The organism is Hungatella effluvii (assembly GCF_003201875.1).
GTDB lineage: Bacteria > Bacillota > Clostridia > Lachnospirales > Lachnospiraceae > Hungatella > Hungatella effluvii.
The window spans coordinates 1-17031 of the sequence record NZ_QJKD01000033.1 but is presented as its reverse complement, the minus strand read 5'-3'; the positions used below and the strand labels follow the sequence as shown (position 1 = coordinate 17031).

Here is a 17031-nt window from a genome sequence, read left to right as displayed (position 1 = left end):
ATCAGCTTCCAATCTTGACATCAGTATACCAGTATCCGAAACGTCCGTCTTCCATTGGCTGATTCTTTGACAGAACAAAATTGGGAAAACCAAACATCGATGCCATATACCGCTCATTGCTGTAATAATGCCCCGGGACCCCCAGCAGATAGCGCGGAATCCCCTCCGGGTTAAACAGTTTTGCCAAAATTAAGTAGCGGTAATTATAATATCCGTGAAGCAGGAAACTGTTATTTCCGTATACCCATATCTCTCTGGGCAGAAGGCCGATATCCTGTGGCTTAATAGTCAGGATTTCACAGCCCTTTTCATAGTCAAAATCCAGGATTTTTGTGTGATCCCGTCTCAAATTCTCCCATACCCGTTCGCTGGAATTTTCATCCTCTTCCTCGGTCTTTAACAACCGTTCCAGTTCCATTGGATCGCCCGGAACAGGCTGAGGTTTCTGAGCCTTTTGGAGCTCCGGTGCCTTGGGTTCTTCATCCACTGTATGTGTCAGCGCGGCTCCCGTTACTTCATCCGTTTTGTGGGATTCTGAATTTTCCGGTATTATTTCCGGCGCTGGATTTGATGATGAAAACGCTGATGATTTTGATGCATATCTATCCGGATTTTCATTTATGCCTCTTACTGCGGCCGGTTCTTCGGGCTCTCTGGATTCCTGTATATGTTCCGCCGTGCGAGATTTTGCTGTGTAATTTTCTGAGGCGCTCATTTTGAGAGAATCATGTGTGTCTCCCCCCAAGCGCATGTCAGAACTGTACCATATACTTTCTACCGGGCGGTTAACCGGGTATCCGCGCATTCCTTTTGGCGCGGCGGCTTCTGAAGAGCTTTGAACAGATTCCTCTGTATGGGAACTGGAAATATTCTGCGTACCGGTCATTGTGCCGGAGATAACAGAATTTTGTGTATTCTCCATGGCATATGCGCCTGGGATGCCATATATATCGCTTGCTGAATGGGCGCCGGACATTTCGTATATGTCCTGGCTGCCATATATGTCTGGGCCTTGCTGCGCATAATCCGATGCGTGTTGTGATGCATATCCCGATATCTGATCAGGCTCATTTTCCAGTCCATTTTCTAATACTTCCATCTCTGCTTCCCGAAGTTCCGGCACATGTACTCCTGTTTTTATCGACTCCGGACCACTCATCTCCGGTTCATTCATCCCCGGTTCTTCGGCTAAACGATCTGAATTTTCCATTTTTTCAAGCTGCTGCGGGGACAATCCGCTTTCCGGCCTGGTGACAAAGGAACCGGACGTATCGGCCCGGTAGCAGATCGTCTCTCCCTGGATATCTTCCAGGAAATCACTCCGGGTTCCGGTCTCCTCCATATTATACAGCATCTCTTCCGGGTCAGCACCACACTGCCCTTCAGCCATAAACGGAGCCTGATTTTTTTCTTCTATATAATAAGATTCCTCCGTATCCGACTCCATTATTCCTGTGTGAAGTGTGGTAACCGTCTCGATATCCGGCATCAGTTCAGAGGCATATTCTACAGCCGGGATACCGGAGAAACCGGTGTAGCTGCGCGCAGAATCACCCTGTTTTCGATAAGATCCCTCATCCGCATGTGCCATTTTCATGGGTTCCTGCTGCTGCCGATACGGATCCTGAATTGGAGTATCCTTATCTGTGGCCGGTTCCTCCGTGCTGTGAAGATCACTCACCGGCTCTTCTACCGGCACCATTTCCGGCTTCGCCGACTCATTCACGGATTCTATGTAAGAAGCCTTCGCTCTGGACCATTCCATCCTGGCTTCCTGCTGCCTGATCCATGCTTCCGCCGTCTGCTCCGTCGTATCTGCGGACTGTTCCACCTGTTTTCTGATGCTCTCCGCAAATGCTTTCGACTGCTCTCTGGCACTCTCTGTAAATGCCTTTAACTGCTCCCGGGACATTTTATCCTGCTTCTCAATTTCCTTTGTTTCCTGGACAGCTTCTACAGGAAACTCTTCCTCAATTTCCTTCATTGCCTTTTTAATCTGCGCTTCCTGCGCCGTTTCTTCTCTTTCCTTTTTCTCGGGAAGCGTGTTGGAAAGTTCTACTTCAGCGGCGTGGGCCACCGCGTCCTCCCAGATCGTCGTGTAAGACCGCCACGTATTTTCCACATCATGGACTGTCAGACCGTAACACTGATCCATGGGAATTCCGGAGTGTTCCACGTCGCTTACCGAAACGACCGTACGGAATTCCCCGGAACCTCCGCGGATAAAAATATTTCCCAGCAAGATTTCCTTTTCACCGGCCAGCAGATAGACGCCGATATCATTGCCGCCCACATAAACCTTCTTAACATTCACCGTAATCTTACACTGGCTGCCCCGCGTTTCTATTTTCGCGAACCCAATGTTTTTTCCTTTGATTCCGCCTTCATAGGCATAGATATATGAGATTAGTCTCCGATAATTGGACATGATATCACCCCTTTTATAAATATTTTATGCAATTAGCCATTGAAACTATGCCATAAAAATGTTATCCTAATGCTATAAATGAAATAAAATTTTTTTTCAAGAACATGGAGGGCTATAAAAATGAGACTTTACCGCGCAAAGGATTACAATGACATGAGCCGCAAAGCGGCACACATTATTTCCGCTCAGGTTACCATGAAACCAGACTGCGTACTGGGACTCGCTACCGGTTCCACACCGATCGGGACCTATAAGCAGTTAATCGAATGGTACAACAACGGTGATCTGGATTTTGCTGAAGTAAAGACTGCCAATCTGGACGAATATAAGGGACTGACAAGAGATAACGATCAGAGCTACTACTATTTTATGCACGAAAATCTGTTCAAACATGTCAACATCAAGGAAGAGAACACCAACATCCCTGATGGTACAGAGCCTGACGCCGCGAAAGAGTGTGCGCGTTATGAAAAAGTAGTCCATGAATTAGGCGGCGTAGACCTCCAGCTTTTAGGCCTCGGCCATAATGGCCATATCGGCTTTAACGAGCCGGCCGACGAATATCCGAAGGAAACTCATATCGTAGACTTACAGGAAAGCACCATCGAAGCAAACAAGCGCTTCTTCGCCTCCATTGACGACGTTCCGCGCCAGGCTTATACCATGGGTATCGGAACCATCATGAGCGCAAAAAAAATCCTGCTGGTAGTAAGCGGTGAAGACAAGGCTGCCATCTTACGTGAAGTCATCTGCGGACCGGTAACCCCTCGCGTTCCAGCTTCCATCTTACAGCTGCATCCGGACGTAACGATCGTAGCTGATGATGCTGCCCTTGCAAAACTCGGTGACTGCTGCAAATAAAAACAGCGGTACTGTCTGAACGGTACATAAGTGAAAAGCCCCTTTCGGTTTCATACCGGAGGGGCTTTTCGTTTCATCCCATCATTACGTTTAATTCCATTACGTGCGGCTGGGAATTCCCAGTGCCGCTCTCCAACCCTATTTTCATTTATCCAAATATATGGTAAGCTTAATTTTACTGATCAAATACAAACATTTGCTTAGTATATCCTTTTAGGGAGGTAATGACATTATGGACAAGTTGTTAATCATTGATGGTACAAATCTGCTTTTTCAAATGTTCTACGGCATGCCATCGCGTATTATAAATAAGGACGGAAAGGCAATTCAGGGCACTCTGGGATTCATTGGCGCAGCAATTAAAATTATAAAAATGGCAGCCCCCACTCACCTTGTAATACTCTTTGATGGTGAGCATCCTAACGCCCGCACCGAACTGCTTGCTGAATATAAGGCTAACCGACCGGATTACTCACTGGTTGCCGAGGAAGACAATCCATTTTCACAGATTGATGATGTATATCGTGCCCTCACTTTTATGAATATCAGGCATACCGAGGTACAGAAGGTTGAAACTGACGATGTAATTGCAAGCTATGCCTATACATATGGGGAACAAATGCCGATTGTGATATCCTCCTTTGACAGTGATTTCTTTCAGCTGATCAATGACAATGTAAAAATATTACGATACCGCGGTAAGAATACGATCATTTGTGATACCACATATGTAAAAGAAAAACTGAACATCACACCGCATCAGTATGCAGATTTCAAGTCGCTTACGGGAGACAATGCAGATAATATAAAAGGCGCAGACAAGGTAGGCCCAAAAACTGCCGCACTACTGCTCCATGAATTCGGTGATTTAGAAAGCATTCTAACAAACGCAGAAAGCATTACAAGACCAACGATTCAAAAGTCAATTTTAAATAATACGATCCGTCTGCGCAACAACTATAAACTTATCAAACTCGATGCCAATGCCACGCTGCCATTTCATAAAAAAGATTTAAAATACGATTACAGCGGTATCACTACCAATGAAGTTCTGAGTGGAATTGGGTTGAGATAAATACAAGAACTGAAGTCAAAATGCTGAAACAAATTATTCTTGACTCTTCCCCTCTTCCATGGTATGCTGAAACAAATATTTCTGTAAAAGGAGGTGGACGCTATGCATTGCATCACAATCAAGGCTACAACATTATGGTCAAATATCGACAATGTCGCTGTCATTACGTATAAAAATGACGCTTCCGTGTATCAGTGCGCCCATTTTTACGATAACAACAGCGTCTCTCCTTCTAATTCATCGATTCTCCGGCTGTCTTAACAACTGGTTTTCATGATGATTCATCTACCCGAAGGTGCTTGCGCTTTTGGGTATTTTTATGTGATGGAATCATAATCCTGTCACATAAAAATCTGCCCTTTTCGGAAAATGGGTTCTATTATTCCATTTTTAGAAAGGTAGTTTTATCATGAATAAATTTAAGACATTTCTTGCCGGACATGGCTGCGGGCCCCGCGCCATTGTTTCCACTATTTTGATGTGTACAAAACAAATTTTTGACGGCGGCATCCTGTGTATCACAGGGGGATACCTTGTTTCTGCCGTACAGTTTGTCATGCTGATTTTTATATGGACCGCTCTGGACCGGGAAGGTGCCGATTTAGGCGGCATGGCGCTAAATCAACTGATGACATACACACTGATGTCGACTGTATTGCATCAGGAATTAAATATCGTTTCACCGGCCACCGCCTCGTTGTGGGAAGGTTCTGTCATCGGACGATTTACCAGGCCGGTTCCCGTCCCCATAAGCTTTATCGCCGAAACGATCGGACGATGGTGGATTCCTAATTTTCTGTTTTTTGGTCTTCCTCTGCTGATTATCGCCCCGTTTCTGGGAGTAAATCCGGCACCGGCGAATCTGGCTTCCGGAGCTTTGGCGCTCATCAGTCTGGCGCTTTCTGCTTCTCTGGGATTTGCCATCGATTTATTGTTTGCCGCCTTTGCCATGTTTCTGAAAAATGGCTGCTGGGTGGCAACCAATATACGGGAGGCGGCATTTTCCCTCCTGTCAGGGGAAATGATTCCCTTCGCCCTGTTTCCCTGGGGATTGGATAAGGTCTTTTCCTTCCTTCCCTTTGGCTCTATCGCCCATGCGCCGCTCACGATCTATACCGGCACGGCCGCAGTTCCCTTAAGCACCATCGGTCTGCAGTTCGTCTGGAATATCGTTCTGTGGATCGCCGCAGCCAGGGTGTTCAAGAAAAGTAAAGAAAGGATGATCTCTTTTGGTGGATAATTTAAAAATACTTTTGCGCCTATACAGGCAATATACAAAAATGGACCTTTTATGGTTCCTTCGGGACACCCGCTACTGTCTGCTTCAGATCTTTTCAGACACCATCTGCGCTTGCTGCACGATTGCCGGCGTGTTCCTGCTGTCAGAAAAATTTGGCGGCTTCGGCGGTATGAATCAGGCGGAGATTCTCTTTATGATGGGCTTCTCCACCCTCGTTGACGGAATTTATATGATTTTTTTCATTGGAAATAATACAGGCATGATAAGCCGTATTATCGGGCGTGGTCAGCTGGATCACGTCATGATACAGCCGGTTCCCATATGGGCTGAGCTGCTGGCACAGGGATTTTCCCCGCTTTCAGGAAACAGCATGCTTATATGCGGGATTGGACTGACCACGTATGCTGTCAGCCGGCTGCCCATATCCGTCACGATGCCATGGCTTATGCTGCTGCTTATTTATGCAGTAAGCGCTACAGCTCTGATTATCTCCTTTATGACCCTGCTGTCCTGCGCCGCATTTTACGCACCCGCGGCAGCCGAGGAGATTGCCCAGGTGGGCAAGGATTTATTTACATCTCTGAAGACTTATCCGTTAGGTACGATGAGCCATTCAGTAAGACGGCTGTTCCTGACCGTAATCCCGGTGGGGCTGGCGGCCTGGTTTCCATCGGTGCTGCTTTTAAAGGCAGGCTATGGCGAATTTGACCGATCCATGCTCCTGCAGGCATGTTATCTGCCGGCGGCGGCGTTTGCATTGTCACTACTCACAATTTACGTATTTAAGAAAGGAATGAAATATTATGCAGTCAATGGTTCACCTCGGTACTCCGGCTTTGGTCATAGATAATGTTACAAAACAATACTCTCAATGGCAGAGAAGCGGCCACGCCCGGGATATCTTAAAAAATATGCTTCACCCACAGAAACGCATCGTTACCGCTCTCGACCATCTTTCCTTTGAAGTGGCTCCGGGCGAGTTTGTCGCCTACGCCGGGGCCAACGGAGCCGGCAAGAGTACGACCATCAAGATTCTCTCCGGCATCTTAAGTCCTTCTGAGGGCACGGTATCCGTATCCGGTTTAAACCCGGTCACTGACAGGATTGAGCTGATGCGCCATATCGGTGTACTGTTTGGACAGAGAACAGAGCTGTGGTGGGATCATCCCATCATTACCAGCTTTGAATGGAAAAAGGAGGTCTGGGCTATCCCGGACGATATATATAAAAAGAACCTGTCCCTGGTAATAGAACTGCTCGGCCTGGAAGACATCCTGCACACCTTTGCCAGGGAGCTGAGTCTGGGACAACGTATGCGGGCAGACATTGGAATGCTGCTGCTGCACGACCCTACCGTCATATTTCTGGATGAGCCCACTCTCGGTCTCGACGTTTTGGCCAAACAGCAGATGATACATTTTTTAAAGGAAATTAACCGGGAATGCGGAACCACCATTGTCGTCACGAGCCATGACATGGATGATCTGGAGGAGATGGCACAGCGGATTATTCTGCTCAACAAGGGGCAGATTGCATTTGACGGCAATTTTGACGAACTCAGAAATACGGCCGGCGCCTGCTCACGCATCGTTGTCACCATGAAGAACCCAAGCTCTAAAAACCGGTCTTTAACATCTGAAAAAACATTAACTGCGCCCTTAATCCCGGGGCTGCAGCTGCTTTCTTCCAATGGAGGCATATGCGAATACGAGTTTAACCGCAGCCAGACGGGAATCCATGAGGTTCTGGGCAATCTTGCCGAATTTCAGGGAATCGATGATGTGGAAATCAGAAGAGCGCCTATTGAGGATGTGATAGCAAGACTGTATTTAAGCTGGAAAAAGTCGTAGAAAGCAGAGAATAAAAGAAGTAGTCCACCTCCTTTCTACATAGAATGGAGGTGGTGCGGGTGAAATTAGACTTTAAGGACTTAATGACTTTTGGACTGTTCATCCTGGCATTGCTGACGTTCGTTTTTACGTTCTGTCGATAGTGTTTATTTAAAGCATAGAAAAACCACCCTCTATACTTTGACCAGTTACTGGGTGGCATTTCTATGAATGTAACTTATTAACCGAGTCAACCACTTTGTGGGTGGTTGTTCCTTCTACATCTTTATTATATTCAATTTAAACCTTCATATCAAGCTTTTCCGAATCTCATTCTGGATTTTCCAGCCATTTTTCTGAATCTCATTCTAATTTCTCGATCAGCACATTACATTCAGTTCTTACCATTCACAATAAACTGAGGTCTGTCATAAATGAAGTTCCATTCTGCGGACTCTTCACCCCAAAGCAGGCGCATACTGACGTGCCTACATCCGAGAGCGTCTTTCTGGTGCCTGTTTCACGGCCGCTCATCCCCCTTTTATAAATGAGTAAAGGCACGCATTCCCTCGTATGACGGCTATGACCGATATCGGGATCATTGCCATGATCCGCCATGACCACCAGGATATCTTCAGCTGTCATTTCTTTCAGCACTGCGCCGATTCCCTGGTCTGCGATCTCAAGTATCTCCCGGTAAGCCGCCGAAGACTGTGAATGGCCTGCAAGATCAGTCTCCTGTACATTTGTACAGATAAAACCTTCTTCCATGTTCTTTACTGCCTGGACAGTAAGCCGCATCACCTCCCCTGTCGGCACACAGGAGATACTCACACCGCCGTCATTTGCCACAATATCTGCCACCTTACCGATAAGTGTGCAGTCAAATCCTGCGTTTGTCAGTATTGTAGGAGCCTGTACATTTTTATCCACTCCATAGCCCAGATGCCTGCACTGATAGCCATGCTCATAGGATCTCGATTTTGCGGAGGCGATGCCGATATATTTTCCATACTTTATTTCTTCCGCATTCCACAAGTCATCCATTGTATTGCCAGTTCCGCCAAACACAATGACCCGCCCCACGGTTACCACCTCACGGACCAGACGGGCAATCTCCATTTCTTTATCAAACGGCATATAATCAAGCGGTGCAGTCACATTGTAACACATCCCCGGATCTGCCTCCAGATTGTCTGCCACAGCAGCATACTGATCCACCGCCAGATATTTCAGCCCCTGCTTCTCGATCACGCGGACATCATGACCGTTCTGTATCAAATGCCTTTTGACATCTTCCACCTTTTCCAAAAACGGATGAGCCTCCGGCTTTTTCGGCAGCGTTCCCATGATCTCCTGATGGCCCATAAATGTATCCGCGCCATAGTGCATCAGTTCGCATCGTCCGAAATTGGCAGCGGGGCTGAATTTCATATTCCTGCTTTCCCTTCCTAATGCATTCATCAGCCCCAACCGTTCCAAGACCGGCAGCTTCATATCAGGGCAGTCCTTTAATATACTTCCCAGCGTATTGGCCGTTTCATCCCCCGGCCTCACGATATGGGCGTCTTCCATGGCCCCTATTCCAAATCCATCCAGTACAATAACAATAAATCGCTTTCTCATTTTTCCCTGCCCCCGCTGTCATAAATTCCTTCAATCCTCGGCGCTCCCTTTCTAAGTCCGGTGACTAAAACGACATCTGATCGGGTTACAAATATCTGATACCGGAATGCCATTACCACGGTTTGGCCGACAGGGCACTCTTTCGATAATCCAAAATGATAATCAATGCTGTCATCTGAAGGCGGAATTACTTCCACATGCCTTGCGCTTAGGAGATTTTCTCCCACTAAAGCATTCTTTATATGAGAACGCCTGTAATGGCCGCCTCCAAAACAGTATCCGTGGCCTTCAAAATTATGTGAAATTTCACTTATGTAAACCACGCATGGTTTCTCTGGCTGCTCATGAGCGGCATGTATGGGCGTCGTCCCGGATAATCCGTGTCCCGGTTCACCGCAATTCCCTCCGTCCTGCTTCATCCGTTCAATCGTCCGACAGCAGGTTGCGGATGGAGTATTGATGATGCGGCAGATTATTCCCTGCGCTTCCAAAATAGCCGCCGCCTTTTTTACGGTCTGTAAATTAGCCGTAGGTATAATATCATCCAGTTCTTCGTCATACAAGTAACAGGGAAAGGAAGTCACACCCGCGATTCTCACATGAGGGCTCGTACTAACAATACGGCTCACCAGTTCCTTCAAAGTATTCAGCTTAAAACCGGCAGTCTGGCCGGAATAGATCATATCTCCCTCCCCATATACCCGCAGTAGAATCTCCTGAATTACCCCCAATTCCGACGCCGCCTGATCAATCTGGCGGATCTTCTCCTCAGAGTAGACCGTGATTACCTCCGGGCGGCAGGAGACAATCTGTCTCACCTGGGCCGTCGGTATCTGAACCAGATGTCCCACGTTTCCGATAGGAATTCCATGTTCCATCATCACGGCAGCTTCTTTATAGTCGACTGCCACCGCACCGGAGTATCCCAGGCGCATGAGTTCCCTGGCCAAAAAAGGATTACGTCCCAACTGTTTCAGCATAAAATAGAGTTTTACGTCATTTCGTTTGGAACACGCCAACATTTCGGCCGCATTTTGCAAAAAGGTATCCACATCGATGAGATAAGAATCCGGCGCTATTACTCCCTTTTGATGAAGTATGAATGCCAGGCGTACCAGTTCGGAATTCCGTTTTACTGTTTGTTCCAGGAACATTTACACCACTCTTTCTACAGATTCTCTTATGATTCTCAAAATAGTGTCGGCGCCGGCTCTCATAGGATTAATACGTATCATCCGATGTTCCATTTCCGGATCTGCCATCCGAAACGTGCCTGATATCCGGTAAAACATAGGCACCATCTCATATTTGGATTCCGCACCCACAGGATTTGGCGCAGCACCAAATTTCTCAGCTTCCTTCAGCACCTGTCCAGCGATATTTTCCCTGAACTCCACTAAAAGAACTTTAGACTGGGCATTTGCCAGAAATGCCTGCTTTACCGCCGGTATTTCACCGCTGTTCAAGCGTCTGACACATTCCTCATTGACCTGCGCTTGAAGAGCCAGTGCTACCGGCGCATAAACCAGTCCATGCAGAACATCGAGCGCTTCATGGCCCTGTACCTGCATACCGCCGGAATAGCTCTCTTTAACCAGCCTTTTGATCAGTTCCTGTTTTCCAACGATTACGCCTACACCTTCCGGGCCCAGCAGTTTAAATGCGGAAAAACAGGAAAGATCCGCTCCGCACTGTACGCCAATCTCTTTTACCTTCATGGCCGCATAATTGTCGTCGGTCAGCACAGGGATGACAGCGGTCTCTTTGATCACACGCACCACCTCATGCATATTGTAACGGTCTTCCGGCAGCTGTCTTGTATACTGAACCAGCGCTCCCCTGATATCCGGATTCTCCTTCAGGACCCGGCGAAGTTCTTCCAGTTCATTAAAATCGGCTTCCACCGCATCAATTCCCATCATTTCGAGAGAAGCCGCCGTGGTATTATAGATTGGCGCCCTGTGTACCAGGATCCGGTCGCCGGACCTCATCATGGAATGAAGTCCAAAACGAATTGCGGCACTTCCCGCCCCCCGTACCAGGATACACGCCTCCGCGCCAAATACTTCGGCAATCACCTTTTCGGCCTTCCAGGTCGTCACAGGTTTATTAAGGCCCATGATAACACCTAAATCTCCTCTGGTCAGCGATTCATGCCCCTCAAATACTTTTGTCATGCAGTCCACCACAAGAAATTGAAGCCTGACTGCTTCTTCCATGGACATGCTCTGTAACGGATATGTCTGCATCATTTCTCCTTTCTGCCTGTACTGCATTACGCTGATCGCAGATGCTATGTGATCTTAATTGTGCAATGCAGTATTCGGTTTCTCAATTACACATGACTTCTTTCGCAAGCCTTACAATTACCGGAACCACCGTTTTCGATATGGAAGGAGTAAACCCAAATGCTTTCTTTCCCGATTCCAGTGCCTTTCTAATGGCATTTTCATCCGCATCGGCTACTGTCATACACGTTCCATAGCCCAGAATGGCAATGGCCATCGCAAGCGCACCTCCGCCTCCAGTCATACATGCTCCCAGATATAAATCGGCCTTCCCGCCCTTTACATCCATAGCCGCAGCCACATCGTCCTTGATGACGACTTCACCTTCATCTCCCATGGCCGTGACTGCCAGTTCTTTTATCTCTTCTTTTCCCATCTGTCCGCCAATTACTATCTTCATGATAACTGCTCCTTTCACGCGTCACTGTATAATATTAAACGCTGTACAAACCTACAACTGCCAGTACATTGACCAGAACTCCTACTGCGATTACGGCAATTGGCCCTACCGCCATCCGCACAATCGGTTTCTTAAAATACTCATTCATGACAAAGAAACCGCCGACTACTAAAAATCCAAATCCAGGTGCCATGCCCTCCGCTGCCGACATGGAGCCCACCAGTATGGCCACCTCCAGTAGCTTGGTCATCGCAACACGGATACTGTCAGCTGATTTTTTTATACTTGGAACCTTATCAAACAGTTTTGCAACTACTGCCAGAGACAATGCCTCCAGAGACATTACCACTGCACCAAATACCGCTGCCAGCACTCCATTCGGTGCCAAAAGACCTACTGTTGCTGTAAATCCAAATCCATCCGTCACGAAAGTACCTGTTGTCAGAGAAGTCAATGCCTTTAATGGAATAAAGGATAATGCTCTCGCGAAGCTGATGCTGACTGCTGAAGAAATATTTCCATCCTTTAACGCAACCAGAGACTGTGGACCTTCCATCAAGAGGTGCATATTGCAGGCAAGTCCATAGATTGCGCCCATAATGGCAATCCAGATAATGTTCTTTCTGATATTCTTTACACGATCTCCAAAAATAGAAGCCAGATTTCCTGTTGATTCGGATTTATCCCTTACTGCAAATACAATAATAAGAACAAGGCCGGTTAGCAGGGCAACACCATCAGCAATATCTCCTTTTCCTATAAATACCATGATCTGCCGAAGCAACACAGATACAACCAGCGATGCAAGACCCTTTTTCCAACCGTAATCCATAGTAATCACAACACATGGGAATGCAATAAACGCAGAAATAACCGGGCCTGAAATATTCTGCCATGCATCAAATACATTAACCGGCAGAGCCTGCATCATATTGACAAACCCCTGGAGACCTGCCAGCAGCAGCACTCCGTACAGACCGCCTACCAGAACGGAAAGACCCGCACCAATCAGACTCTCTTTGTCCAGATACCATTTTTCAATATTCTTTGCTGGGAAGAAAATGCCGATAACATCGGTTCCCAGCCATAGAGAATGGACAAGTATAATGGGTGACATAATAGAATACGGTATTCCAAATCCAATGACCAGACCGAAACTTAAGGCAAACGTCGTCGTTGCAAATTCCAGCCTTGTCATACGTCCCTCTCGGTATTCCGGAACAACCGGTCTTACCGCATCATTAAAAACTGCAATACCCCTGTTAGCTAAAAGTGCCCCAAACGCGCCGGCTAAAAATATAACTATATAACGCATATTTTTCCCTCCTAAAATTTATAGTTTTCAAAACTCCCATATGTAAATGCATTTCTTGCCTTTTTATTTTGCGTTTACTTCTCTCTTTTATTATACAATTCTTCCTATCCTTCTTTTCCTGTCCCCATCTTTTTCTCCTTCTCTTTTACATTTTATTTACTGAAGTATCTCATCCCCGTCAGCATACGCTTTACGTTAGTGCATTACTGCCTTACAACATTCCAAACCATCACATAAACAGGTTACATAGATGAACCGTTAAAAAATCCTTTTCCGTATCTGGAAATTCCAAATCAGTCTGATTCAGCATGTTTGTCAGAAAATCCAATGCACTGCCATAAACTGGCTCCTGCTTCACTGTCTCTAAAATCTGGGCATCCAGCGGCTTTTCCTCCTTTCCCTCTAAGATCCTCTGCCCGGCCATGGCCAGATGCGTAATAAACATAGCAGCCCTGTCACTGTCTGCCTCCGGTTTTTGATTAATCAGCAGCTTCACCACTGTTTTCGAATAATCAGAAATGCTCTGTGTTATGACACCGTTGCTTAAAAGAACCTCGAGACGCTGATTTAAGGATTCCTCCAGATTCATAATACTCCTCCTTCTTAATATACAATATTTTGTACATTGATATAAAATATTTCTGCTATACTCTTTTTGACTGCTATATGCCAATTAATTGCGTTACGGCTATTCGTACACCTGAACGCTGGATTATTTGCTACCACCATCAAAGGCAAACTCGCAGTTTGGCTGTTGGTTATATGGTATAAATATCACGTTGTTACTTATATTGTATAGATACCGCGGCTGTAATCCTCGCGATATCTATACTACGGCTAACCAGTTGCATTACCAATAAAACAATATCCTGACATACTGATGCAGGATATTCGTATCCACTGGAATTATTTCTTTTACATCAGAAAAATGGCTCCCGCCTCTTCTCTCTGACCTCAGAAAGAATTCCCAGTACACGTTCCACACTTATATATTTTTTAAGCAGTGCCTTCAATGCTTCATCACCTGTTTTTATCACCAGGACAGCAGTCGAAAAAGAATAATTATAGTCTGTTTCAGCCAATGAAACCACTTTGAGTCTGTCGTGATGATTTTCCAACACGTCGTCATAGTTCCATACACCAGCATCTATGGTACCATCTATCAGAGCGCCAATCGTCTGCTGTGTTCTGATCGGTATCAGTGTTATCTTTTTTCCCTTGACGATATTATCCGTAATCCTGCTTTGGTCAAGGGACTTGCTGTCGTATGCAACCTTCATTCCATCACAGATACCATCTTTTGATTCATCAGCCAATAAGAGCACGTGTTTTGAAAGAAAACTACCATGTCCGAAATCAAAGGCTATCTCTATCTTCTTGCCGCTGCTTATGGATTGTTCCGCTGCATAACGGGAACAAATGGCAAACTGATAGGTTCCCGACTCCACAAGTTCAATTCTTCCAACTGCACCTCTCGCATAAGCCATATTAAAGTTAAGTTCATCCAGTTCCGAGTAAATAGCTGTAGCAAATCCCTCATAAGTTAAAGAATATGGCAGCGGCATGATACCCAACAGCTCTTTTCTCATACAGTTTTCCTGTAATTTGCGGTAATTCAGCTTCTCTATATAGGTTCCCTGATGCCCATGATGCTCAAGCACCACTGCACCACACTCTTTTAGATATGTAAACGCATTCTGAACAGTCCCCCTGGACACTCCAAACTTTTCCTGATACTCGGAGATAGGCTGTATTCTGTCACCCGTATTCTTGGACAGTAAGTCCAACGCCAGCAGACTTTTGGCTAATCCTGTTTTTTGATATAAAATGCTCTTTCCAACTTCATATCCCATCTAAATACCTGCTTTTTTGTTGTCATAGACAATATTCAATATTTTGTACATTCATACAATATCACATTCGCCAAACAATGTCAACAATAATCCCATTACATCTTTGTTTTTTCACAGCATATCCACTAATTTTGTTTAGTTAATTGGAATTATATTAAACTGATCATCTTCCTCAGAAGGCCGTTACTGAATTTGGGGTTAAAGATTCTTCCAAATATAGCCAAAATAATTATTCAGAACACAAAGCATTCTGCGTAAAACCAGAATATTTAAGGCTGGGGCATTATCTCTTCCCTATGCTTCAAATATAATACATTAATCGTATTAAATAATCGGTAAAACGCAGCATTATAAAAAACCATGCATAAATTATTAAAAAGCTATAGTGGCAGGGGCTGATGGTTAATAACGATAATTTTATTAAAAACCAACCTCATCAAGATGGACTGAAAAAATTAACTCCAGATAACTAATAAAAACTTCTATCCTTATTGGGTTTTATGAAATAATAGCAGACTGTTCGATCTTAAATTCTATAAACTATTCAGAAATGGGCATAGAATTGGGCATAACTATTGCTGAATTTAATAATTCCAACCTAACTCAAATATTTATTTTCACTATAAACAAACTCATTCTTTTTCGTCTTTATACACACCATTTTTTAAAAAACAACTTCTGGTAAACACCATTCCTCTTATCGTGGCCAGAATACACTCCTGCTCTTTAACAGAAAGCTTTCCAGACTCTTCAAGGATTAATTCCGGACGGTTCTTCTCCTGATCTCTTTCTATGGACTGCAATCCTACACCCTCCGCCTTTGGCTTTTGACTTGATAAATCCTTTTTATGTTTTACAAATACATGCTATCATGTTTCGGTCACATTGTCAAGACGTTTATCCGTCTTTTCAATACATTTATGTCTTGACAAATCATTTTTATCGTGTTAAGATTAGTTATCAGGATTTTTAGTACATTGTTTATACATGATTAATTACTGTTACTGACCTCTATTACGGTACTCACATTGTATTTTCAACACATGCGTTACTGCATACATAAACTACCATGGTGAATAAGCTTTCCATTTGTGTTTAACCTGCACCTCCAAAGTAATCGTAATCACATGCGCCTGACATGTAACATGTATTTCCCGTTTAACAAAATCTACGCGAATTCCCCCAGCCTCGATAGGTGGGAGATGAATCGCAAAAAAACTTAGCGGCAGTGGCGGGCAGATATCCCCCACTGACATGAGGTCAAAACAATCCGGGCAACCGAATAAAATGGTAGCATAGCTACCATGTCATTCTGGGTTTTGTATTCTGGACTCAGAATGTGGATTGAAATTTTTGAATCGTTGGAAATTGCACTGTACATTATTCATATCACAGATAAAGTCTGAACGAAACCAATAAGTACAGGATTCACAGAATTTTATGAAGTGTTTTATTAATCTAAATTAAATGGCGGATTGGCGCATGTCCTACCATCTTATCGATTATGGCGCAGCGCCTACGCGGAATGGAGTATCATATGGGAATAGGTGCCCGTCTCAAACAGGCCCGCAGTTCAAAAGGGTATACACAGAATTCTCTTGCTGATGCAATTGGTGTCTCCCGCGGTGTCATCACAAACATTGAACACGAAAAAGCAGAACCACAAATGCTCGTCATTCGGGGAATCTGTTACGAACTGGGAATTAACAGCTCGTGGCTTCTTCAGGGTGAAGGCCCCATGGAATCAGAAAAAGACGCGGAAAGAAGTGCTCATCTTCTTGCCGAGATCTATCATTTATCTACCTTACTATCAAAAGAAGAACAGGATTATGTCCTTGATATGATTAAGACCTTTCAGAAACACAAAGAAAGTCTCCGTAACAACAGCGATATACCAAAAGAAACGGAGCCACAGTAATTTGCATTATTTTTATTTCTTATTTATCTTTGCATACTATCTCTTATTCACTATAGTTTAATCGAGTAGGAGGCGGTGATTAACCGCCGTCCTCTCACACCATCGTGCGTACCGTTCGGTACACGGCGGTTTCAACAGTTGACGTGCACAGACTGATAAGCTGTGGCTAAATCATAAAAGCCACTGCTTATCAGTCTT

At 45.0% G+C, this 17031-nt stretch carries 15 protein-coding genes; 7 read left to right on the top strand and 8 right to left on the bottom strand.

The window, feature by feature from the left end; all coding sequences use genetic code 11:
• Position 1: 1 nt before the first annotated feature.
• Entirely contained in the window at positions 2 to 2428 is a 2427-nt protein-coding gene (locus DFR60_RS29725) for a DUF6128 domain-containing protein (protein ID WP_110326875.1), read from the bottom strand.
• Between the two features lie 120 nt (positions 2429 to 2548).
• On the opposite strand from DFR60_RS29725, the gene nagB reads away from it, so the two are divergent.
• From nagB to DFR60_RS29700, 6 genes are all read left to right on the top strand, one after another.
• Positions 2549 to 3289, top strand: coding sequence for a glucosamine-6-phosphate deaminase (nagB, locus tag DFR60_RS29720; protein WP_002605647.1), 741 nt, complete (start codon positions 2549 to 2551; stop codon positions 3287 to 3289).
• A 232-nt stretch (positions 3290 to 3521) separates the two neighbouring features.
• Complete coding sequence (locus DFR60_RS29715; protein WP_110326873.1) at positions 3522 to 4364, top strand: 5'-3' exonuclease; 843 nt, start codon at positions 3522 to 3524, stop codon at positions 4362 to 4364.
• 102 nt (positions 4365 to 4466) lie between these two features.
• Entirely contained in the window at positions 4467 to 4625 is a 159-nt protein-coding gene (locus DFR60_RS30625) for a hypothetical protein (protein WP_167437770.1), read from the top strand.
• Positions 4626 to 4773: 148 nt separating this feature from the next.
• On the top strand, positions 4774 to 5604 hold the full coding sequence (locus DFR60_RS29710) for an ABC-2 family transporter protein (RefSeq protein ID WP_110326871.1): 831 nt from the start codon (positions 4774 to 4776) through the stop codon (positions 5602 to 5604).
• Positions 5605 to 5644: 40 nt separating this feature from the next.
• On the top strand, positions 5645 to 6454 hold the full coding sequence (locus DFR60_RS29705; protein ID WP_243005221.1) for an ABC-2 family transporter protein: 810 nt from the start codon (positions 5645 to 5647) through the stop codon (positions 6452 to 6454).
• Positions 6408 to 7454, top strand: coding sequence for an ABC transporter ATP-binding protein (locus DFR60_RS29700; protein WP_110326867.1), 1047 nt, complete (start codon positions 6408 to 6410; stop codon positions 7452 to 7454). Before DFR60_RS29705 ends, DFR60_RS29700 begins: the two co-directional genes overlap by 47 nt.
• A 387-nt stretch (positions 7455 to 7841) precedes the next feature.
• Here the strand turns inward: DFR60_RS29700 and DFR60_RS29695 are convergent, their stop codons facing one another.
• From DFR60_RS29695 to yhfZ, 7 genes are all read right to left on the bottom strand, one after another.
• Complete coding sequence (locus DFR60_RS29695; RefSeq protein WP_110326865.1) at positions 7842 to 9059, bottom strand: phosphopentomutase; 1218 nt, start codon at positions 9057 to 9059, stop codon at positions 7842 to 7844.
• Positions 9056 to 10213, bottom strand: coding sequence for a YhfX family PLP-dependent enzyme (locus DFR60_RS29690; protein WP_110326863.1), 1158 nt, complete (start codon positions 10211 to 10213; stop codon positions 9056 to 9058). The genes DFR60_RS29695 and DFR60_RS29690 overlap by 4 nt, the downstream gene beginning before the upstream one ends.
• On the bottom strand, positions 10214 to 11311 hold the full coding sequence (locus DFR60_RS29685; RefSeq protein ID WP_432764135.1) for an aminotransferase class V-fold PLP-dependent enzyme: 1098 nt from the start codon (positions 11309 to 11311) through the stop codon (positions 10214 to 10216).
• Positions 11312 to 11390: 79 nt separating this feature from the next.
• The gene (locus DFR60_RS29680; protein WP_110326859.1) at positions 11391 to 11747 is read right to left on the bottom strand and encodes a DUF2620 family protein; all 357 of its coding nucleotides are present in this window, start codon (positions 11745 to 11747) and stop codon (positions 11391 to 11393) included.
• 34 nt (positions 11748 to 11781) lie between these two features.
• Positions 11782 to 13062 carry a YhfT family protein gene (locus DFR60_RS29675; protein ID WP_110326857.1) on the bottom strand — a complete coding sequence of 427 codons (1281 nt, stop codon included), beginning with the start codon at positions 13060 to 13062 and terminating at the stop codon, positions 11782 to 11784.
• Positions 13063 to 13291: 229 nt separating this feature from the next.
• Entirely contained in the window at positions 13292 to 13651 is a 360-nt protein-coding gene (locus DFR60_RS29670; RefSeq protein ID WP_110326855.1) for a PRD domain-containing protein, read from the bottom strand.
• A 331-nt stretch (positions 13652 to 13982) separates the two neighbouring features.
• On the bottom strand, positions 13983 to 14915 hold the full coding sequence (yhfZ, locus tag DFR60_RS29665; RefSeq protein WP_110326853.1) for a GntR family transcriptional regulator YhfZ: 933 nt from the start codon (positions 14913 to 14915) through the stop codon (positions 13983 to 13985).
• A 1537-nt stretch (positions 14916 to 16452) separates the two neighbouring features.
• Between yhfZ and DFR60_RS29660 the strand changes: the two genes are divergently transcribed.
• Positions 16453 to 16833 (top strand): helix-turn-helix domain-containing protein, encoded by a 381-nt coding sequence (locus DFR60_RS29660; protein ID WP_002605654.1) that lies wholly within the window; start codon positions 16453 to 16455, stop codon positions 16831 to 16833.
• Positions 16834 to 17031 lie beyond the last annotated feature (198 nt).

What these genes read in the sequence shown, in the direction of transcription:
- DFR60_RS29660 (WP_002605654.1), top strand. Translation starts at nt 16,453, where the DNA reads ATGGGAATAGGTGCCCGTCTCAAACAGGCCCGCAGTTCAAAAGGGTAT.
- DFR60_RS29695 (WP_110326865.1), bottom strand. Translation starts at nt 9,059, where the DNA reads ATGAGAAAGCGATTTATTGTTATTGTACTGGATGGATTTGGAATAGGG.
- DFR60_RS29685 (WP_432764135.1), bottom strand. Translation starts at nt 11,311, where the DNA reads ATGATGCAGACATATCCGTTACAGAGCATGTCCATGGAAGAAGCAGTC.
- nagB (WP_002605647.1), top strand. Translation starts at nt 2,549, where the DNA reads ATGAGACTTTACCGCGCAAAGGATTACAATGACATGAGCCGCAAAGCG.
- DFR60_RS29700 (WP_110326867.1), top strand. Translation starts at nt 6,408, where the DNA reads ATGCAGTCAATGGTTCACCTCGGTACTCCGGCTTTGGTCATAGATAAT.
- yhfZ (WP_110326853.1), bottom strand. Translation starts at nt 14,915, where the DNA reads ATGGGATATGAAGTTGGAAAGAGCATTTTATATCAAAAAACAGGATTA.
- DFR60_RS29670 (WP_110326855.1), bottom strand. Translation starts at nt 13,651, where the DNA reads ATGAATCTGGAGGAATCCTTAAATCAGCGTCTCGAGGTTCTTTTAAGC.
- DFR60_RS29680 (WP_110326859.1), bottom strand. Translation starts at nt 11,747, where the DNA reads ATGAAGATAGTAATTGGCGGACAGATGGGAAAAGAAGAGATAAAAGAA.
- DFR60_RS29690 (WP_110326863.1), bottom strand. Translation starts at nt 10,213, where the DNA reads ATGTTCCTGGAACAAACAGTAAAACGGAATTCCGAACTGGTACGCCTG.
- DFR60_RS29705 (WP_243005221.1), top strand. Translation starts at nt 5,645, where the DNA reads ATGGACCTTTTATGGTTCCTTCGGGACACCCGCTACTGTCTGCTTCAG.
- DFR60_RS29675 (WP_110326857.1), bottom strand. Translation starts at nt 13,062, where the DNA reads ATGCGTTATATAGTTATATTTTTAGCCGGCGCGTTTGGGGCACTTTTA.
- DFR60_RS29715 (WP_110326873.1), top strand. Translation starts at nt 3,522, where the DNA reads ATGGACAAGTTGTTAATCATTGATGGTACAAATCTGCTTTTTCAAATG.
- DFR60_RS30625 (WP_167437770.1), top strand. Translation starts at nt 4,467, where the DNA reads ATGCATTGCATCACAATCAAGGCTACAACATTATGGTCAAATATCGAC.
- DFR60_RS29710 (WP_110326871.1), top strand. Translation starts at nt 4,774, where the DNA reads ATGAATAAATTTAAGACATTTCTTGCCGGACATGGCTGCGGGCCCCGC.
- DFR60_RS29725 (WP_110326875.1), bottom strand. Translation starts at nt 2,428, where the DNA reads ATGTCCAATTATCGGAGACTAATCTCATATATCTATGCCTATGAAGGC.